Source organism: Arthrobacter sp. 9V (assembly GCF_902506065.1).
Classification (GTDB): Bacteria; Actinomycetota; Actinomycetes; order Actinomycetales; family Micrococcaceae; genus Arthrobacter.
Map to the genome: position 1 here is coordinate 4,256,683 of NZ_LR732912.1, position 19,238 is coordinate 4,275,920.

20 protein-coding genes and 1 pseudogene are annotated in these 19,238 nt (G+C 62.1%); 8 read left to right on the plus strand and 13 right to left on the minus strand.

Annotated features, from left to right (window positions below):
* Window positions 1–823, plus strand: an 823-nt coding sequence (locus tag BACI9J_RS19560) for an HNH endonuclease (RefSeq protein ID WP_201296624.1), incomplete at its 5' end; no start/stop codon positions are given.
* Between the two features lie 94 nt (window positions 824–917).
* On the opposite strand, the gene BACI9J_RS19565 is transcribed toward BACI9J_RS19560, so the two are convergent.
* Together BACI9J_RS19565 and BACI9J_RS19570 are read right to left on the minus strand one after the other, a co-directional pair.
* Entirely contained in the window at window positions 918–1,385 is a 468-nt protein-coding gene (locus BACI9J_RS19565; RefSeq protein ID WP_159735835.1) for a DUF4383 domain-containing protein, read from the minus strand.
* Between the two features lie 234 nt (window positions 1,386–1,619).
* Window positions 1,620–1,955, minus strand: coding sequence for a hypothetical protein (locus BACI9J_RS19570; RefSeq protein ID WP_159735836.1), 336 nt, complete (start codon window positions 1,953–1,955; stop codon window positions 1,620–1,622).
* Between the two features lie 122 nt (window positions 1,956–2,077).
* Here BACI9J_RS19570 and BACI9J_RS19575 point away from each other — a divergent pair, with 122 nt between their 5' ends.
* The 3 genes and pseudogenes from BACI9J_RS19575 (at window position 2,078) to BACI9J_RS19585 (ending at window position 4,729) form a co-directional block, all read left to right on the plus strand.
* Window positions 2,078–2,596 carry a MarR family winged helix-turn-helix transcriptional regulator gene (locus tag BACI9J_RS19575; RefSeq protein ID WP_236558777.1) on the plus strand — a complete coding sequence of 173 codons (519 nt, stop codon included), beginning with the start codon at window positions 2,078–2,080 and terminating at the stop codon, window positions 2,594–2,596.
* A gap of 202 nt (window positions 2,597–2,798) precedes the next feature.
* Window positions 2,799–4,165, plus strand: a pseudogene (locus BACI9J_RS19580) (MFS transporter).
* A 174-nt stretch (window positions 4,166–4,339) separates the two neighbouring features.
* Window positions 4,340–4,729 (plus strand): hypothetical protein, encoded by a 390-nt coding sequence (locus BACI9J_RS19585; RefSeq protein ID WP_236558778.1) that lies wholly within the window; start codon window positions 4,340–4,342, stop codon window positions 4,727–4,729.
* Between the two features lie 40 nt (window positions 4,730–4,769).
* Here the strand turns inward: BACI9J_RS19585 and BACI9J_RS19590 are convergent, their stop codons facing one another.
* From BACI9J_RS19590 to BACI9J_RS19605, 4 genes are all read right to left on the minus strand, one after another.
* Window positions 4,770–5,486 carry a sigma-70 family RNA polymerase sigma factor gene (locus tag BACI9J_RS19590; RefSeq protein WP_159735837.1) on the minus strand — a complete coding sequence of 239 codons (717 nt, stop codon included), beginning with the start codon at window positions 5,484–5,486 and terminating at the stop codon, window positions 4,770–4,772.
* Window positions 5,487–5,774: 288 nt separating this feature from the next.
* Window positions 5,775–6,155 carry a RidA family protein gene (locus tag BACI9J_RS19595; RefSeq protein ID WP_159735838.1) on the minus strand — a complete coding sequence of 127 codons (381 nt, stop codon included), beginning with the start codon at window positions 6,153–6,155 and terminating at the stop codon, window positions 5,775–5,777.
* Between the two features lie 37 nt (window positions 6,156–6,192).
* On the minus strand, window positions 6,193–6,957 hold the full coding sequence (locus BACI9J_RS19600; protein ID WP_159735839.1) for an amino acid ABC transporter ATP-binding protein: 765 nt from the start codon (window positions 6,955–6,957) through the stop codon (window positions 6,193–6,195).
* Complete coding sequence (locus tag BACI9J_RS19605) at window positions 6,957–7,589, minus strand: amino acid ABC transporter permease (RefSeq protein WP_201296625.1); 633 nt, start codon at window positions 7,587–7,589, stop codon at window positions 6,957–6,959. The genes BACI9J_RS19600 and BACI9J_RS19605 overlap by 1 nt, the downstream gene beginning before the upstream one ends.
* Here BACI9J_RS19605 and BACI9J_RS19610 point away from each other — a divergent pair.
* Complete coding sequence (locus BACI9J_RS19610) at window positions 7,588–7,863, plus strand: hypothetical protein (RefSeq protein WP_201296626.1); 276 nt, start codon at window positions 7,588–7,590, stop codon at window positions 7,861–7,863. The genes BACI9J_RS19605 and BACI9J_RS19610 overlap by 2 nt on opposite strands.
* A gap of 59 nt (window positions 7,864–7,922) precedes the next feature.
* Here BACI9J_RS19610 and BACI9J_RS19615 read toward each other — a convergent pair whose 3' ends face one another.
* Both BACI9J_RS19615 and BACI9J_RS19620 read right to left on the minus strand, forming a co-directional pair.
* A complete protein-coding gene (locus BACI9J_RS19615; protein ID WP_159735840.1) occupies window positions 7,923–8,852 on the minus strand; it encodes an ABC transporter substrate-binding protein in 930 nt (309 codons plus the stop codon).
* The gene (locus tag BACI9J_RS19620; protein ID WP_201296627.1) at window positions 8,852–10,147 is read right to left on the minus strand and encodes an alpha-hydroxy acid oxidase; all 1,296 of its coding nucleotides are present in this window, start codon (window positions 10,145–10,147) and stop codon (window positions 8,852–8,854) included. The genes BACI9J_RS19615 and BACI9J_RS19620 overlap by 1 nt, the downstream gene beginning before the upstream one ends.
* 130 nt (window positions 10,148–10,277) lie before the next feature.
* On the opposite strand from BACI9J_RS19620, the gene BACI9J_RS19625 reads away from it, so the two are divergent.
* Window positions 10,278–11,990 carry a PucR family transcriptional regulator gene (locus BACI9J_RS19625; RefSeq protein ID WP_236558779.1) on the plus strand — a complete coding sequence of 571 codons (1,713 nt, stop codon included), beginning with the start codon at window positions 10,278–10,280 and terminating at the stop codon, window positions 11,988–11,990.
* Window positions 11,991–12,045: 55 nt separating this feature from the next.
* Here the strand turns inward: BACI9J_RS19625 and BACI9J_RS19630 are convergent, their stop codons facing one another.
* From BACI9J_RS19630 to BACI9J_RS19645, 4 genes are all read right to left on the minus strand, one after another.
* Window positions 12,046–14,400 carry a glycoside hydrolase family 65 protein gene (locus BACI9J_RS19630; RefSeq protein ID WP_159735841.1) on the minus strand — a complete coding sequence of 785 codons (2,355 nt, stop codon included), beginning with the start codon at window positions 14,398–14,400 and terminating at the stop codon, window positions 12,046–12,048.
* Between the two features lie 30 nt (window positions 14,401–14,430).
* Complete coding sequence (locus tag BACI9J_RS19635; RefSeq protein ID WP_159735842.1) at window positions 14,431–15,162, minus strand: HAD family hydrolase; 732 nt, start codon at window positions 15,160–15,162, stop codon at window positions 14,431–14,433.
* 8 nt (window positions 15,163–15,170) lie between these two features.
* The gene (locus tag BACI9J_RS19640; protein WP_236558780.1) at window positions 15,171–16,172 is read right to left on the minus strand and encodes a LacI family DNA-binding transcriptional regulator; all 1,002 of its coding nucleotides are present in this window, start codon (window positions 16,170–16,172) and stop codon (window positions 15,171–15,173) included.
* A 233-nt stretch (window positions 16,173–16,405) separates the two neighbouring features.
* Window positions 16,406–17,032 (minus strand): alpha/beta hydrolase, encoded by a 627-nt coding sequence (locus tag BACI9J_RS19645; protein WP_159735844.1) that lies wholly within the window; start codon window positions 17,030–17,032, stop codon window positions 16,406–16,408.
* 71 nt (window positions 17,033–17,103) lie between these two features.
* Between BACI9J_RS19645 and BACI9J_RS19650 the strand changes: the two genes are divergently transcribed.
* Entirely contained in the window at window positions 17,104–17,553 is a 450-nt protein-coding gene (locus BACI9J_RS19650) for a helix-turn-helix transcriptional regulator (RefSeq protein WP_159735845.1), read from the plus strand.
* Between the two features lie 10 nt (window positions 17,554–17,563).
* Window positions 17,564–17,965, plus strand: coding sequence for a VOC family protein (locus tag BACI9J_RS19655; protein ID WP_011773069.1), 402 nt, complete (start codon window positions 17,564–17,566; stop codon window positions 17,963–17,965).
* Between the two features lie 79 nt (window positions 17,966–18,044).
* Here the strand turns inward: BACI9J_RS19655 and BACI9J_RS19660 are convergent, their stop codons facing one another.
* Window positions 18,045–19,184, minus strand: a complete 1,140-nt coding sequence (locus BACI9J_RS19660; protein ID WP_236558781.1) for a glutamate--cysteine ligase 2 — start codon at window positions 19,182–19,184, stop codon at window positions 18,045–18,047.
* Window positions 19,185–19,238 lie beyond the last annotated feature (54 nt).

Consider the following 19,238-nt stretch of genomic DNA (forward strand, 5'->3'; position numbering starts at 1 on the left):
GACTGGCGGGGTTGCGGGGACTGGCGGGGTTGTCCGGACCCGTGGCCAGGTCATGGCCGACACCTTGGTCGAACGCGTCACCGGCGCCCCGGGCGGATTCACCGGGATCAACCTGGACCTGGTCATGACCGACCGGACACTGTTCCAAGGCGATAGTGAACCAGCACGGCTTCAGGGGTACGGAATCGTCCCCGCGGAATGGGCAAGGGCGCTGCTGAGCGGGGAACCTGGGAATCCCGAGGAGCAGCGGCCCCACGCCGAGCCGGGCGCCGAGCCAAGGGCCGAGCCGGGCGCCCAGCCAAGGGCCGAGCCGGGCGTCGAGCCGGGCACCGAGCGCAATGGACTCCAAGTCTGGCTTCGCCGCCTCTACACCGCACCAACCAGCGGCGAGCTTCTGGGAACAGATTCAAAAGCGAGGTTCTTCCCTCAACGGTTGCGTCGCTTTGTTGAAATCCGCGACCATACCTGCCGCACACCCTACTGCGACGCGCCCATACGGCACATTGACCATGTGGTTCCGTGGAAGGGAGGCGGAGAAACAAGCCTGGCCAACGCGGCGGGCCTCTGCGAAGCCTGCAACCACACCAAGGAAAACCCCGGATGGAGCGCAAGAACCACCCCGGGCGCCGGGACTTCCGGATCTACAAACGTTGGCAGCAGGAGCAATGGCAGTCGCGAAGGCACGATTGCCGGGGAAGTCCACGCCTTTGAAGTCCGCACGCCATCCGGCCGTCGCTATCGGTCCAGGCCCCCACCCCTCCCCGGGCATCGGGTTGAACCCACTGCACAGCGTTTGCCCGACGCTTCTGAGGCGCTGCCCTAACAAACGAAGGGTACACACACGCAAACGGGCGGACCGCCCAGCTGTCCGCCCGTTTGCCTGGCGCGCCTAATGACCGTGAGGGCGCAGAATACGGTTACCTTCCAGTCACGGATCCCGTGCGGGTGGTGCTGGTCCGTCGGCTAAGAGCCAAGCCCAGAGCCAGCATGCCCACACCCAGCAGGAGGTGCAGCCAGTTGTCGGCGTTGTTTACCGGCACGAAGTTGGCGCTGGATTCCTGATCGATCAGCAGACCGTAGATCCAAAGCACCAGGTACACGGCTCCACCACCGATGAGGTAGTTGCGGGACTGCCCAGGTGTACGGGCCATCAGAATTCCTGCCACACCGAAGAGCAGGTGCACGATGTTGTGCAGGATCGAGACTTGGAAGATTCCCAAGAGGAGTGCATCTGAATCGTGTCCTGCGAAAGACAATGTCTCGTAGTTCGAGGTGATTCCCGGGATAAATCCCAGTACTCCGACAAGGAGGAATACCGCTCCTACAATTTGTGCTGCTCGTTGGATGTTTGATCGCGTTCTGGCGGGACTGTTGGTGGATGTCATGAGTTCTCCTCTATTGGCAAACGGCTCAAGATCCTGGTTGTCATGACCGGAACCGTCTGCTCAATCCCAGTCAATCCGAAAATATCATAAGGATACTTATCATAAGAAGAGTTTGAACTGTTACGAACGGGAAACATTGCACCGGCATGCGGCGCCCGGGCCGCCGTAGCGGCGGCCGCAGCGGTGGCCGCAGCGGTGGCCGCCGAGTCACTACTATGGACCGCCGAACCACTGCTACGGAGCGCAGGCATCCTTAAGGGCCTGAACAGACTCAGCCGGGACTTCGTCTCCTGCTTCCGCGATCTGATTCAAGGGCGTCGTGATTTCTGCGGGGACGCCGGCGGCGCTGGCGGCCGAGACCAAGCCGGCCAGCAACTGCTTGTCTTGCACGCTTACCAAACCATCCTGGACCACCGCGCAGACCTGCTTTGTCACTTCATCGGCCGCTGCTGTGGCCACCTTCGATGCGGCGTTGCTGGCAGCGCTTGTGGCTGCTTCCTCCACGGCTCCGCAGCCGACCAGCAGCAGCAACAGGGGGACAGTGGACAGTGCGGCGAGGCGACGGGTCATAACATCAGCCTAACAATCGGACCAGGACGCCAGACCGCCTGGACCGTCACGTTCAGCGCGGCTCCAAAGACCCTCCACGCCGCCAGGGAACCTGCACCACCGCCTCCACCTATGCTTGACGAATGGGAGAAAAGCCAGTGGACCACGTGGCGTTGGCCGTCTGCATGATTGATATTTCGTCTGATATCCGGCGAAAGTCGCTCAATGAAACAGGCCTTCGTCCCATCTCAAACGGTGTACTGGAGATCCTCAGGGTCATTGAAAGCCACCCCGGCGTCACAGTTGCCGAGGTGGCCGCCCGCTTGGGCCGTCAATTGAGCAACGTGAGTGTGCAGTTACGCGAGCTCGTGGCTGCCGGGCTTGTGACACGGGTCAAGGATGCGGCGGACAAGCGGTACGTCTCCCTTCACCCCACCGATGAGTCCAAGCGCATCAAGTCACTCCTCGAAGGGGCATGGGCCGAGGCGCTGACGAAAGCCAGCGAGCGGCTGCTTCCCGAAGAGCGGGATCAGATCGCGGCAAGCCTGCCCGCCCTGGAGCGGCTGGCCTCGTTCCTTGCTGAACCGGAAAAGGCACCGGAAAAGGCACCGGAACGGGTACTGGACAACACGGCACCAGACAACAGGACCCCGTCGAACTAGGACGAAAGTCACCCTCTCGCGGCTTACACGAGTACCCAAAAGTACTTATACTTTCATAAGTATTACTACTGACAAGAATGGGTGACGCGTGGCATCACAACTACTCCAGACGTATAGCTCCTTGGGCCGCAGCGGCAAGGGAGACAACAACAAAAAGGGCATCGGCTGGCGGGCCCTCCCCTTCCTCGCCCTCGCCCAGTTCATGGTTGTCCTGGACGGCACCATCGTGAACCTTGCCCTCCCCCGCCTCCAGATGGAGATGGGCATCAGCGACTCCACCCGAGCCTGGGTGGTCACGGCCTACGCACTGGTTTTTGGCGCGTTCCTGCTGCTCGGCGGCCGGATATCGGACTTTTGGGGGCGGAAACGAACCTTTATCACAGCCTCGGCCGGCTTCGCGGTTGCCTCCTGATCGGGGGACTCGCCCAACAACCATGGGAACTAATCGGGGCACGCGCCCTACAGGGCATCTTTGCTGCGCTGCTCGCCCCCGCAGCGCTTGCACTCCTGACAGTCGCCTTCCCCGGCGGCAAGGATCGCGGCACTGCGTTCGCCATCTTCGGCTCCATCAGCGGGGTGGGCGCGGCAGCGGGCGTCCTGCTTGGCGGATTCCTCACAGAGTTTGTCTCGTGGCGCTGGTGCTTCTTTGTCAACGTTCCCATCGCCGTCATAGCGCTTGTCGGGGTCTGGACTTTGGTGAGTGAAAGCAAAGCCGGCGGCTCCACCAAATACGACTGGCCCGGCGTCGTACTTGCCGCACTGGGCCTGGGCTCCCTGGTCTACGGCTTCGCCAATGCCGAACACGGTTGGGCTGCCGTCGAGTCGTGGGGTTTCATTGCCGCGGGCGTGGTTCTGCTGGCGCTGTTCGTCGCCGTGGAGCGCAGGGTCAAGAATCCGCTGCTGCCCTTGCGCGTCGCTACGGAACGCAACCGCGCGGCAGCCTTCCTTGCCTCGTTCCTGGCCGGCGCAGTGCTCATTGGCGGCATCCTCTTCATCAACTTCTACCTTCAGATTGTTCTGGGCTTCGCGCCGTTTACTGCCGGGATCGCTTCGCTTCCCATGACCGTGGTGCTGATCATCACGGCGGGCCTGGTTGCCAAGAACCTGCCCAAACTGGGAGCGAGGATCCCCAGCGCGCTGGGACCGGTCTTCATGGCAGCAGCCATGCTGTGGCTCACCCAAGTCACGCCGGACGGCACGTACGCGGTCAACATGCTCCCGGCACTCATTCTGATGGGCGTCGGCTTGGGAATGGTCTTCGTTCCCATGCAGAATCTGGCTCTGTTCGGCGTGGACAAGGACCATGCCGGCGTCGCGAGCGCACTGGTGAATGCTTCACAGCAGATTGGCGGCTCGCTGGGCATCGCCCTCTTCAGCACCATCGCGGCTGCAGCCACAGCCGCAGCGGGCGGCGGGACGCTGGACGCCCTGACGTCCGGCTATTCACTAGTGTTCCTGTGGGCCGCAGCCGTGGCCATAGTGATCGCCCCGATCGCGTTGCTCCTGATCAGGATCGACCGCAAAACTTTCAGCGGCGCCGGGGACGCCCCGCATATCCACCTTGGATAACACGTAAGTGCCGCCACCCCGCCCCGGGTGGCGGCACTTTTCATTATGTGACCGAACTATAAATCACGACGGCGGTTACGCCACGTAATGATTGACATGACGTAACTCACATTCTGTAAGCTGGTTTCGTAGTCAGGCAAATGGCTTCCCTTCGCTCTACCCGGGGAGGTCCCCATGGCCCCGAATTCACTCAAGGCCGAAAATCTCATGGCTCATGGCGTTGCGCCCTCCGCAGCCAGCATCGCGAGGCGAAGAGCAGCCGCCCACCAAGGAAACCACGGAGTGACCAACAAGCCCGATGCCCTGCTTGGAGCCATAGCCGTCAGGCAGTTGTTCCACCGCTGGCCATTGGTGCCATCCCGTGAACTGGAACGGATCCGTCACGTGCTCCTGCACTGCGACCAGCTGGGCTCGCCCGACACGCACCACCTGTCCGAGCCGGCCCAAGCGCTGCTGGAGCTGATCAACTGCGAGTTGGAGCGTCGGCGTTCACTGGGAAATCAGTCATCGGGTGGAAACCAGGCGTCTGATATGGATCCAGTCAGCAGCCCCGGCGCCGGCTAGCACGGCTGCTGACGCTATTCGGCTAGCGCGGCTGCTGACGCTATTCGATCGCCTTGGTCCGCATGGAAGCCTGAAGCTCCCGGAGTTCTGCCAGGACGGCCGAGCAATGGGTGCAGCGCTCAGTGTGCTGCCGCACCCGGGCTTGGGCGTTTCCCCGCAGACCATTCCGGACGTACCTGCCCATATACCTCAAGTAGTCTCTGCACGACTGAACAGTGGCCTCGCCAACATGCTGTTGCAGGTACTTCTGGCGTAGCCCCTCACGAGCCCGCAAGGCCAAGGCAGAGAGGGCGTTCGGGGTCAAGCCGAGGAGCGGCCCTGCTTGGGCCGGTTTGAGTCCTTCAACGTCGACGTACCAGAGCACATCCTGCCAACGCCTGGGAAGTTCGCGGAAGGCGCGCACCAAGATGATGGACTCGTGGGTTCCCAGCACATGATCGTGGCCGGCAAAGGACAGCGCATCCACAGTGTCGGAATTAATTACCACCAGCCGCGTTTCCTTCTGGTTCCTTCGGTGCGCCATCCGCCGGATGGTGGTCAAAAGATACGGCCGGAACGACTCCACAGGGCCCCTGCCTTGGAGGATCGCTTGGAACACCGCGGCAAACGCTTCACCCACAATGTCCGCGGCATCACTGGGATTATCGGATTCTGCCCGAGCCACGAACTCTCCCAGCCGCCGGTGCCGGATGAACAGTTCGCCGAAGGCAGCAATGTCACCTCCACACACCATCGCCAGCAGCTGACGATCGGTCAATGGTGAAGTGGAAGCCGGGTCACCGCGGCTTGGGAAGGGTAAGGCTTGGGCTGACATGACGGCCTTTCAAAGGGTAGGTATGGGGTGGACGGAAGCGTCTGGCCTGACGTGATGCAAGCGTGCTGTGGGCGCAAGCGTCTTACGGGCGCAGGCGTCTTACGGGCGCAGTCAAGAGAGGCCCCGTCTAATGCGCAGTCACATGCATCGGACGGGGCCGCCTGAAAATATCGGGGGCTCCTTGGAATCCCTGGGGCTCCCCTGCCAGGGAGGCTGGCTACGGAACCACTGCTACGGGATGACCGCTACGGCGTCGATCTCCACCAGGAAGTCGCCAAGGAACGAACCCACTGTGGTGCGCGCAGGGTAAGGGGCTACCACGTACTTTTCGTAGATGGCGTTGAACCCGTCAAAGTCGCGCCCCGGGTGGTGCAGGTGGACGGTCGCCTTCACTACGTGGGAGAAGTCCAGACCGTGTGCGCCCAGGACCTCGCCCAGGTTCTTCATGGCCTGAATGGTCTGTTCTTCAATGGTGATCCCAACGCGCTCGTCCGTGACGGGATCGTGGGGCGTTTGCCCAGCGGTGAACAGGAATCCGTTGGCCACAATGGCCTGGGAGTAAGGGCCGGCCGGGCTTGGTGCGAGGTCAGTGGTGACCTGGAGTCGGGTCATGGTGTTGAGGGCCTTTCGTGGCTATTGGAAAAAGTTGCTAAAGAACCTTGGATAGGAACGCTTTGGTGCGCTCGTGCTGCGGGTTGCCCAGCACTTGCTCCGGCGGGCCGCTTTCCACCACCACGCCTCCATCCATGAACACCACCTGGTCCGCCACCTGCCGTGCAAAACCGAGCTCGTGGGTCACCACAACCATGGTCATTCCTGCCTCAGCCAGGGACTTCATCACGTCCAGAACCTCGCCAACCAGTTCGGGGTCCAGCGCGGACGTGGGCTCGTCGAAGAGCATCAACTTGGGTTTCATGGCCAGCGCCCGGGCAATGGCGATCCGCTGCTGCTGACCGCCGGAGAGCTCCTGGGGGTAGGAGTGCCCGCGGTTTCCCAGACCAACCCGGTCCAGGAGGGCCTGGGCTTCCACAACAACTTCTTTGCGGGGGCGGCCGAGCACGTGGACAGGTGCTTCGATGATGTTCTCCAACACCGTCATGTGCGGGAAGAGGTTAAAGCGTTGGAACACCATGCCTGCGTTGAGCCGTGAGCGGGCCGTCTGACGCTCCTTCATTTCATAGAGCTTCCCGTTGCGCTCCGCGTAGCCAACCAAGTGCTCGTCAACGTAAAGGCGGCCGGCGTCCACCTTTTCGAGGTGGTTGATGCAGCGCAAGAAGGTGGTTTTGCCGGAGCCGGACGGGCCGATCAGGCAGGTCACTGATCCCCTTTCAACCCTGAGGTCAATGCCTTTCAGGATTTCGATAACGCCGAAGTTCTTCCGGACTCCCCGGGCTTCCACCATGGCGGTAGTCATCATATTGTCCTTGTCTTGGGCTTGCGGATCCGTCGCGGTGCTGAGTCGAAACCGCGTCCGTACCGGCGTTCAAGTTTGTTTTGGAAGAAGCTCAGGACCGTGGTCATGAGCAAATACCAGAGGCTGGCAACAATCAGCAGCGGAATGGTCTGGTAGTTGTTCGCATAAATGATCTGGGCCGAGTAGAGAAGGTCCGAGATCGCCAGGACGCTCACAAGGGATGTGCCCTTGAGCATCGAAATGACCTGGTTACCGGTGGGCGGAAGCACCACTCGCATGGCTTGGGGCAGGATGACCCTGTTCATCAGCTTGCTACCGCTCATGCCTAGTGCACGGGCTGCGTCGTACTGGCCCTTATCCACGGAGCCGATGCCGCCCCGGATGATTTCGGCCATGTAGGCAGCTTCGTTCAAGGACAAACCCAGGAGAGCAGCGCCCAAGGGGGAGATCAGCACGTTCGCGGACCCCAGAACCATGGACGGTCCGCCGAAGGGAAGCCCAAAGGCGATCACCGGATAGAGTGCCGCAATGTTGTACCAAAAAATCAGTTGGACCAGCAGCGGAGTTCCGCGGAAGAACCAAATGTAGCCGCGGCTGATGGTGCTCAGGATCGGGTTGTCGGAGAGCCGCATGATCGCAAGCAAATGTACCCAGCGCTATGCCCACAGTCATGGACACTATGGTCAGCAGGAGCGTCAGCCCGGCGCCGGCAAGAATCTGAGGCGCGAACAGGTAGGACACCACAACGTCCCATCGGTACCGCTCATTCACTGCAACATCCCAGGCGGCACCGAGCGCCACCACAATGAGGACGATCGCCAGAGCCAAACGGACCGGGTGCCTCAGCGGGACTACGGGGATGGAGTCATTGGCCGCAGTGGCCGGCTCCCTGGTATCAGGAACTGAGGGTTGCTGATGCATAGCCGTCACCTCTTTATTGGAGGAATCCATTACTGTGTATTCCGCTACTGGGCGAAGTTGACGCGGGCGTCGGTGATGGCACTGGATTCAAGGCCGTACTTGCCCAGGACCTTGACGTAGGACTCGCTCTTGATGACGGCGTCCAGCGCAGCGGAAACGGACTTCACCAGGCCGGACTCCTTGGGCACCCCCACGCCCACTGGAGCGAAATCGAACGTCCTGGCCACCTCGATCTGCGGGTTTTGGGAAGCTGCGTAGTCCAGGATGGGCGAGTCCGCCAGCACCGTGTCCAGGCGCCCGCTGGTCAGCGCGGAAATGGCCTGCCGGGTGTCCTGGAACTCGTTCCTTTGGATGGCGTCCTTGCCGGCAGCCGCGCAGGCTTCGTCATAGGAAGGAACGTTCACAGTCAGCTGGTACGAGCCCGTCAGGAAACCTACCTTCTTGCCGCACAGGGCGTTCTCATCCTTGATACCTCCAGGATTGCCCTTGGGCACGGCAATCCCACTGCCGATCTGCAGGTAGTCAACAAAGTCCAGGACTTCCATGCGCTTCTCCGTGGGCGTCATGGAGGAGACAGTCATGTCGTAGCGGTTGGCCGCCAGCCCGGGAATGATCGAATCGAAGTTGGCCACCTGGATGTCCACTTTGACACCTAGTGCCTCACCGATGAGGCGGGCCACGTCCGGGTTGGTGCCGGTCATTTCCTGTGTGCCTTCGCGGTAGAACTGCGTCGGCGGCTCGTTGGTGGGAATGGCAACCCGCAGCACCTTGGAAGCCTTAATGGACTCCGGGAGGAGGTCGACGGCGGCTTGGTTGACTTCCAGCGCGGGGACGCCGGTTCCCGCTGCGCCTGCGTCGCCGGACGGGTTCGACGTCGAGGCATTGCCGGCGGGACTGCATGCCGTGACGGACAGCACCAGTGCTGCCGTAACAACCAGCGCGGGTAATCCGGGCTTCATGGAAAAGTTCTTCATCAGGGGGTCCTCATTTCTTCGCGGCCCAAGGGGGCCTCAGGGATGACGGGTGGGGTGCCGGTGAACGCTTCATTGCGGTGCCGGATCAAATCCCGGCCTTCGGTACGCAGTTCCTCAATGGTGGATACTCCCAGGAGCATCATGGTGCGGGTCATTTCGGCCCTGAACATTTTCAGGACGTGGGCTACGCCGGCTTCGCTGGCGGCAGCCAAGCCGTACAGGTACGGGCGGCCGATGGAGCAGGCATCCGCGCCGAGAGCCAGAGCTTTGACGACGTCCGAACCTCGGCGGATGCCGCCGTCGACGATGATTTCCAGCCGTCCGGCTGTTCTCTCAACGATGTCCGTCAGGACATCCATGGGCGCGGCCATGTGATCCAACTGCCGTCCGCCGTGATTACTGACCTGGATGGCGTCGATTCCGATCGCAGCCGCCAATGCGGCGTCGTTCGGATTCACCACTCCCTTCAGGACGATCGGACCGTTCCAGCGCTCGCGCAAATCGCGAATGTCGTCCCAGTCAGTGGGTTCGTAGGAACCGGCGAGCAGGGTGCGCCACATGTCCGGCGAGCTGGCCAAGGGACCTTCCGGAACCTCAGCGTCCAGGTTAGGGAAAGCGATTGCGTCATTGGCAAGGAAGCGCAGGGCCCATGCGGGGTGCAACACTCCCTCTACAACAGTCTTCGGCTTGATGGAGGGCGGGGCAGTAAACCCGTTGCGGTAATCACGCTCGCGGTGTCCGATTGCCCGGCAGTCCACGTTGACCAGCAGGGCTTCGTAGCCTGCGTTGGAGACCCGGTCCAGGACGGCCTGCAGGAGGCCCTTGTCCGAGGTGGGTTCCAGGTTGAACCAGCGGCGAAGTCCAGGTGCCGCGGCGCTGACGTCCTCCATGGTGGTTGTACTCAGGTGGGCCAGTCCGTAGGGGATACCTTCGGCGAGCGCTGCACGGGCTACCGCGGACTCACCCTGCGGGTGGAAAAGCCGGGTGCCGCCTGTGGGAGAGAGAGTCACCGGCATGGAAACCGGGCCGCCCAGGAGCGTTGAGCTGAGATCGAAGTTCTCCACGGAACCCCATTTGGGGAGGAAGGACCAATCATTGAACGAGGACCGGTTCCGGCGCAGTGAAACCTCGTCTTCGCCGCCGCCTTCGATGTATTCGAAGATGCTCTTGGGCAAGCGTTTGGCTGCCAGTTTGCGCATGTCCTCCACGCTGAAGCACGTGCGTGCCAAGCGCTCCGGGACGGATCCGGCAGGTCCCTGCACCGAGGCGAGTGCCTTGATGTCCTTGAGTTTCATGGTGTGTGTCCTTTACGTTCCTGTTGGGGTAACCCGTCCAGCTTCTTTCCCAATAGTGACCTAGATCTCTCCCGCTCTATATGTGAGTTCCTCCACAAGGCGAGAAATCTGCTTGTGATAACGTCCAGCTATGGAGACAGCAGCGTCGCTTTCAGGTCCTCAACAGTCGCTTTCAGGTCCTCAACAGCGGCCTCAGTCCGGGATGCAGCAATCCGCCGTACGCTTGTCCGACTGCATCCAGCTCATGCAGGCGGATCTGGTGCACGCCAATCCCACGCCGGAGAACCTCGGGCATCCGGTGTCCGACGTCCTGATGTACGATCCCCTGGACCATTGGTCCAGCGTGGATGACCGCATCATCTTGGCGGTGGGGTGCACCTACGGATCCCCTGACTTTGATCAACTCCTCCACAGGGCAGCGAACAGCAACGCGGCGGCAGTGATCGTCAAGGCACACGGCGCGAAAATGGAGCAACTGCGTGCTGCCGCCGTGGGATACAGCCTCTCTGTGCTGGTGGCACCGGACACTGCGGATTGGACGCGCCTGGTGGCTTTGGCCCGGGCATCGGTGATGGGCGCGGCGGCCGATTCGGTGTCCGGGGTACGGCTTGGAGACCTTTACGCGTTCGCCAATGCCGCGGCTTCCATCACCAATGGCGCCGCGAGCATTGTGGATCCGCTGGGCCGCATCATTGGGTACTCCACCCTCCCCGGCCAGCCCATTGATGAGCTCCGGCGCATCACCACGCTCACCCTGGAGGAGACCACTCCGCCGGCCTTTGACCAGGACTTCAAGATTGTCTACGCCTCCCCGGGAGCGGTGCTGGTACCAGCGCCCGACGACGGCATGGCCCGCCTCGCGCTGGCCGTACGGGCCGGGGGCGAGCTGCTGGGTTCCATCTGGATCATCGACCCCGGCGAGGAAAATCGGGCCGCTGCGTTGAATGCACTGGACCGCATGGCCCCGTTGGCAGGATTGCACATGCTGCATGCCCGCTCTGCCTCGGACTTCGGCGAACGGCGCAATGCCGATCTTCTCCGGACGCTCATGGACGACACTCCGCACGCGTCTTTTGCGGCCGCCCAATTGGGGTTGGACACCGCCAACGGCCTGGCTGTGGCAGCCTTTTCCATTGTTCGGCCGGAGACCGGGAGCCTGGAATCCGTGCGCGACATCCACCGGCTGCTGCACTTGGTGACCACAGTCTGCAATGTGCAGTTCGGGACCAGCCACAGCGCCCTGATCGGATCAGTGGTCTATGCGCTGCTGCCCTGCAACGAGACCGCACCGCGTGCGGCGCACGGGCGCATCATTCAGGACATTGAGGCGTATTCGCACACCATCAGCTCTTTCCCTGTCATCGCAACAGTGGGTGGAATCGCCCACGAGATCGAGGATGTGCCCCGGTCCAGGTCCGAGGCCATCCAGACTCTCCACTATCTGCTGAACCTGCAGTCGCGCGAAGGCAAGGCAGGCGGAGGAAAAGCCACCGGTAAGGGAAACGTGCAGGGTGTGGCACTCTACGAGGACTTCCAGATCCCCTTGAACCTGCTGAAGATCGGCGAGTTCATCGAAGAAAACGGGCTGGGCGGCGAGGACGGGATCGCCAGGATCCAAGCCCGCGACGCCGAGCAGCAAACCGACTACTTGGATACTCTCCGCGCCTACCTTGCCTCCAACGGAAACATCTCAGCCATGGCCGCCCAACTCCATGTCCATAACAACACCGTCCGTTACCGCGTGACCCGCCTGGCCGAGGATTTCAACCTGGACCTGGCGGACCCGCAGAAACGACTGTGGTTGTGGCTGCGCCTGACTACCTTGGACCTCGCATCCACGTAGCGACGTAACGCGTCACCTGGCTGAACGAAGGCATCCTCCTGTAAGAAGTGGTGACTTACCGGATGATCGGAAGGCCCGCCGTCGGGAAGACGCTTGGAAAGATCGACGGCGGCGGCACAGGTACGGTTTCCAACGGCACCGTCACGGTGCTCGTACCAACAGTGGCGCGTTGTCCCCGCACGTCAAGGTGGAGCGGTTCTTCGCTGTAGTCCTCACCGGATACCAGTGTCAGTGCGATGGACCCCTGCGCCAGATCCACGGCCAACAAGCGGCCCTGCACCTTGAGCCGGAAGGACAGGCCTTCCCACTCCGTGGGCAAACGCGGATCGAAGCGCAGCACTTCGCCTTGATCCCGCATGCCGGCAAAACCGCACACCAGGGAGCTCCAGATACCGCCGGTGGAGGCGATATGGACGCCGTCGATGGTGTTTCCGTGCGAGTTGTCCAGGTCAATGAACAGTGCCTCAGTGAAGTGCTGCAACGCGACGTCGCCGTATCCAACCTCGGCTGCCATGATGCCTTGCACGCATGCGGACAGGGTGGAGTCGCCGGTGGTGATGGGATCGTAAAAGTCGAAAGCGCGCTGCTTTTCCTCGGCTGTGAAGTCCTGCCACTGGAGGAACATGGCCAGCACGGTATCGGCTTGCTTGAGCACCTGGTGCCGGTAGATCACCAGCGGGTGGAAGTTCAGCAGCAAGGGGTACTTGGACTTGGGCGTGTTCCAGTCCCACGGCTCCAGTGTCATAAAGTCGTTGTCCTGGCTGAACACTTCCATGTGGGGATCGAAGGGCAGTGTCATCCGCTCGGCCGCTTGTCGCCACACCATGCGCTCGGTGTCTGCAATTCCCTCATGCTCCAGTGCGGCAGCGGCACGCAGATTAAAGCGCGCCATGACGTTGGTGTAGAGGTTGTCGTTGACCACGGCCGTGTATTCATCCGGGCCGGTGACGCCGTGGATGTGGAACATTCCGTCCTTGCCGAAGAAGCCCAGCGAGGCCCACATGCGTGCTGTCTCAATCAGCAGATCGGCACCCAGTTCGCCGTTGAAGCTGTCGTCACCGCTGGCCCACTGGTAACGGTTGGCCGCGAAAGCGATGGCCGCTGCAATGTGGAACTGGGCGGTACCGGCCGCATAGTAGGCACTGGCCTCCAGGCCGTTGATGGTCCGCCACGGGAACAGTGCCCCGTCCACGCTGAGCTCCTTGGCACGAACGCGCGCATCCGGCAGCATCGCGTGCCGCGACTCCAGCACCTTCCGCGCGCCACACGGGTTGGTGTAGGTCAGGTACGGGAGGAGGTAGACCTCCTGGTCCCAGAAGTAGTGCCCCTCATAGCCTGAACCGCTCACGCCCTTGGCCGGAATACCCGCCACACCGGCGCGCGCAGTAGCCTGCGCCAGCTGGAACAGACCCCACCGCACGGCCTGCTGCATCTCCGGCTGACCGCCGATGAAGATGTCCGCCGTAGTCCAGTATTGCTCGTAGTGCGCCGTGCTCTGGGCCAGGATGTCGGCGAAGGACACCAGGTTCGCTTCGGCCTCGGCCGCGAGGCTTTCGCCGCGGTCCTCGGCGTCAGAGGAGCCGGCCACTACGTAACTGACCGACTTCTCCAAACGGAAAGTGTCGCCGTCGTGAATGGCCAAAACGTAGCGGACGGAGGAGTCGTCCTCCGCCACCAAGGTCTCGAACGGCTGCCCTTCCGCCGAGATCCAGTGATCCACGGCCATGGCCACGCGTTGACGGGACTCGGACGTTTCCCAGGCAAGGCGAAGGGAGCCGTCGGCGCCCTGCAGGTGCAGCGGCAGGAGGACTCTGCCGGCGTGGCGGCCGGAGCGGCGCGGGTCATGGACCGAGTGGTCCTCCACCGGCTGGTCCTGACGGTTCACGACGCCGGAAGTGATGTCCGCGGACACGTCCCGATCCGCTGTCAAGGACAGTTCAAGGCCCAGACATCCGCGGGAATCAAAGCCCACAGCTCGGCGCTCCACCGTGGTGACGGTGGCGCCTGAACGGCAGGCCCACGTGATGCTTTCCTCGTACACGCCTGTGGAAAAGTCCACGCTGCGGTGGTAGTCCAGCACGGTGGATTCAGCCAGGCTCAGGGCCTCGCCATCAATGGAGACTGTGAAGTTGTTGGCATCCGGCACGTAAACGATTCGCTGGCCGGTGCGGGCAAAACCGTAGGCATTCTCGGCATGCTTGATGTCCCAAATCTCGTGGAAGCCATTAACGAACGTGCCCGGGAGCTCGCCGTCCCCGGCCGTTGAGTGCGAGCCACGAATGCCAAGGTGGCCGTTGCCGAGCGCGAACAGCGTTTCCAGCGTTCCCTCGTCACCGGGGACGTGAATATTCTCCACGAGCTTCCAGGGCTCGCAGGGGAAGCGAAGCCGATCGGAGCTGATGAGTGCCATGGGCTGTTGAAGTCCTTCGAAAAAGTAGGGTCAGAGAAGATCGTTGAGGTCGTCCACTACCAGCGTGGCGCCGGCGTCGAGCAGGGTTTGTCGGCCTGCTCCGCGGTCCACTCCGATCACGGCATAAAAATCGGCACCGGCACCGGCCTGGACACCGGATACAGCGTCTTCCACCACAATGCATTCCTCCACAGGCACACCCAGAAGACCCGCCCCATAAACGTAGGTGGCCGGGTCCGGCTTACCGGGAAGTCCGACGCCGGCAGCAACCTGGCCGTCCACCACCACCTCAAAGTGGTGGTCCAGGCCCGCGGCCTTCAGTACCGCAGGCGCGTTGCGGGAGGAAGAAACCACGGCCACCTTCAGCCCCAGTTCCACGGCGGCGTTGATGAACTTGACCGAGCCTTCATACGGCTCGACGCCACGGGAGTTCACGATCTCGTTGAAGATGGCATTCTTCCGGTTGCCCAGGCCCTGCACGGTTTGGTTGTCCGGGTGGTCATTCACCGGACCTTCGGGCAGCGTAATTCCGCGCGAGGTCAGGAAATCACGGACACCGTCAAAGCGCGGCTTGCCATCGATGTGATCGAAATAGTCGCTCTCCCGGTAGCTTAGCGGGTTGCCTGTACCGGCCAAGTAGTCATCGAAAAGTTCCTGCCACGCCCGCTCATGCACCACGGCAGTGGGCGTCAGCACGCCGTCGAGGTCGAACAACAGCGCCGAGGCGCCGGTCCAGGCATTACGAAGATCAGTCATGTGCATTGTTCCGTTCAGCGCTTGTGGCGCGTGGTCTTGCGTTCGATGAGCTTGGTATCAAGCAGGTGGTTGGAGGGTTGATGGGGGGATTCGGTATTCAGCAGCCGTTCACACAGCAGGTTTGCGGCGAAGGCACCTTGGTCAGCGACGGGTTGGGCCACGGTGCTCAGGCCAAGGAACCAGCTCATGGGGTGATCGTCTATACCGATCACGGACATGTTCTTTGGCGCGGAAACGCCGTGTTCACGCAGCGCCGTCAAGGCACCGAATGCAGCCTCGTCACAGTGGGCGAACACTGCTGTGGGCCGTCCGCCGCGGGTCATGAGTTCAGTCATTGCCCGCCTGCCGTCCTCGATGCTTGGCCCGCTTCCCACCACAAGATCCGGGTGGACGGTGAGGTGGTGTTCATCAAGCGCACGCCTGAAACCGCGGAACCGTGGGGTCTCAGTCACAACGGGGTTTTCATTGCTTGAGAGAACGGCCAGGTTCCAATGGCCCAGCCCCAGCAGGTGTTGGGTAGCCTGCCAGGCTGCGTGTTCGTCATCGATACCAACATTGTCCCACGGAACATTTCGCATGCCCACGCAGGCAATGGCCAACCCGCAGGATTCCAACGCTTCCACCTCTTTGGGGGTGAGGTCAATGTTCAGCAGGAGCAGCCCGTCCACTCTTTGCGCCAGGTTTGCAAGGTCCGCAAAGAACCTCTGCCTGACGCTGGCCTTGTTGCGCAGGCTGACCAGGACGGTGTCCAAACCGCTGTCGCCGAACACTTCCTCTGCAGCTTCCACGGCCTGCGCGAAGAACCATGCCGTAGCCGTGGGGGCGACGATTGCCACCGATCCCGTGCTTCCACCGGCAAGCCTGGAGGCCGCAGCCGAGGCCTTGTAACCAAGTTTGCTGGCTGCCTCGGTCACTTGTCGTTGGGCCTTGTCAGAAACGTTGGGGAGCTTCCTCAACGCCCGCGACACCGTGCAAATGGACAAACCGGACAAGACGGCCACGTCCTGGATTGTCACTCTGTGAGTCCTAACCATGCAACACGGCCTCAACCCTTTCCATCCTCGCCTGACGCCTTGGCGTATGCCCCGAACCGGGTCACCAGCCAAAAGTGTAAGCGCTTACAATTTTGTCATTCAATAGAGTGCGCTCGAATGCGAAATTGTGACGCGAATCTCACCAGAAGCTTGATTCCGGTGGCCGGATGCCTTCTAATCCGGGGACTTTGGCCCTTATCCGGGGCTCTGGTCCGTTACGCGGCGCCGTTCAGGACGTAGTACTTCAGGAACGCACTGACATCCACCAGTTCGGGGGGCTCGATCCTGTGCCCCATGCCCGGATAGGTGCGGGCCGTCAGGGCTACATTGGCGTTCAACCACTCCTCCGTGTGGGCAATGGCGTCCTCGTTGATGACGGGATCGGCTTTGTCCCGCCCCCAGAAGAACGGCGGCGGGGTGTCAAAGGATTCGCTCAGCGCCAGGAGATCGTTGTCGAGCACGAACCCGGACAAGCCCACCGTTGCCTTGAATGCGTGGGGCCGCAAGCGGAGGAGGGTGCTGGCCATGGCCATTCCCTGCGAATAGCCCAGGAGGCTGACACTGCTGTGATTGTCCTTGACCGAGTTGATCCAATTGAATACCGAGTTGGTGGACGCTATGACATCCGAGAAGTCGTTCGTCAGGAAGTAGTCCAGCAGAAACCAGCCATAATCATCGCCAATCACTTTGGGGCCGCGAAGGGCTGCGCAGCTGAACTCGCCGGGAAGGTGCGGGAAAAGGTTCACCATGCGCTGCTCGCTGGTGCCGTAACCGTGCATCATCACCAGCAAAGGGGTGCCCTTTCGCTGGTTTTCGGGCTTTGACCAGACCACTGATTCCATGGGCACGAGCCTAGTAGACTGTGCTCCAGCTCCCAGTACGCTGCGCTCCACCTCCTAGTAGACTGTGCTCCATGACTCCGCAGGAACTGGCCAACCTGGCCCATCTGCGGCGGGCCCGCGACTTCATTGATCGCGAATATGCGCGTCCCTTGGACGTGCCCACCATGGCCGCCGGCGCCCTGATGTCCCCCGCGCATTTTTCCCGCCAGTTCAAGGCCGCCTACGGCGAATCGCCTTACAACTACCTCATGACCAGGCGGATCGAACGGGCCATGGCCCTGCTCCGGGCGGGAACCTCGGTCACCGATGCCTGCATGGAAGTCGGTTGTACCTCGCTGGGCTCGTTCAGCACGCGCTTCACCGAAATCGTGGGAATCAATCCCAGCGAATACCGCGCCCGGGAGCACCACGCGGTGAAAGCCATGCCGAGCTGCATCGCCAAGCAGCACACACGTCCCGAAAGGACCGGCATCAAAAACTTGAGCAGGATTGAAGAAGCGCCCGCGTCACAGCTGCAATAGCGTGTGATTCATGAACATTTCCTTGAAGTACGCACACGTAACAGTCAACGATGTTGATGAGTCGCTCGCCTTCTACCGGGACGCCTTGGGCTTTGACGTCCGGAACGACGTCGGCTCGGACGGCCAGCGCTGGGTGACAATCGGCAGCGATGCCCAGCCCGATCTTGAACTGGTCCTTTCCCCTCCGCACGCCGGCCGCTCACAGGCCGACGGCGACGCCATCCAGGAGCTCCTCACCAAGGGCGTCATGCCCATGCTGGTGTTCACCACGGATGATCTTGATGCCACTTTCGAAAAGCTCCGGGCATCCGGCGCCGAAGTACTCCAGGAACCCATTGACCAGCCGTGGGGACCCCGGGACTGCGCCTTCCGCGACCCCTCCGGCAACATGATCCGCATCAACCAAGGCTGAGGCCGGCGCCTCCGTTCGCGTCACCATGGCGTGAGGTCACCGTGGGCATCCGCGGTGACCTTCGCCGTCGTCGTGCTTCTCAGCGGCTCAACAGGCCGGCGTCGGATCGCTCGCCGTACTGGTGGGTTGAGGCAATGGCGGCGGAGACGACGTCGGACAATCGCCGCCGCTGGCCGTAGGCTTGCCGCTGCAGCCGCTCGCCGGTCCCGCGTCGGAGAATGTTGGCCACCCCGCTCCGCGCCAACGCCAAATCCCCGGATGCCGTCAGGGCGCCGCGGATGTGCCTGAGCAGGGCACCGGCGACGTCGGCGGCGGGATACGGCGCCTGCTCCAGAGGCTGCAGCAGTTGGTTGTTGACGCCGAAGCGGCTGGCTTTCCAGTTGGCCATGCGGATCACCGGGGTCAACATGCTCGACGGCGGTTCCCCCTTGCGCCATTCGCCCGCCGCTGTTTCCACCAGGGCCCGCGCGAGGACGGCAATGGTCAGGGCGTCTTCGGCGAAAAGACAAACGTCAGCGATCCGAAGTTCCACGGTGGGGTGCCCCTTGGACAAGCGTGCGTCGAAGTAGATCATGCCTTCATCCAGTGGCACCCCGGTGGACAGCAGCTCAGACAACACAGCCCTATAACCCGCAGCTGAACCGAAAACATCCATGGGGCCAGCCGTGGGCCACCTGTTCCAAATCTGGGTCCGGTAGCTGGTAAAGCCCGTGTCAGCACCCATCCAGAACGGGGAGTTCGCGCTCAACGCCAGGAGGACCGGCAACCAGTGGCGCATCCGGTCGAGCACTGCCACGCCCTCATCCGGGGATTCGATGGACACGTGAACGTGGAAGCCACACGTGAGTTGTTCACGGGAAATCAGACCGAATTCCTCGCCCATGGTGGCGTAGCGCTGGTTGCCTGTGGTGGGGGTGGCATGAAAAACAGGGGGCGTGGCCAATGCGGCAACACGCGCACCTACAGCCCGGGCCGCAGAGTCCGCCAGTTCCCGTCCGGCACGGATTTCAGCCCGCAGCTCCTTCGCGGTACGGCAGGGACGCGAGTTGACCTCAATCTGCTCCTGCTTGAACTCCGATTTCAGCGACGGCCCACCCTCGGCACCGAATTCCGCTTCGGAAGGGACCGCCGCATCCAACAGTCCGGACGCCAGCGCCAAGGGCAATCCATCCCCGGGATCCGCGATCAGCAATTCCTCTTCGACGCCAAACGTACGCATAGCCACCCTCCCCGGCTTCAGTTGTTCAGAGACGGCCTCAGTTGTTCAGAGCCG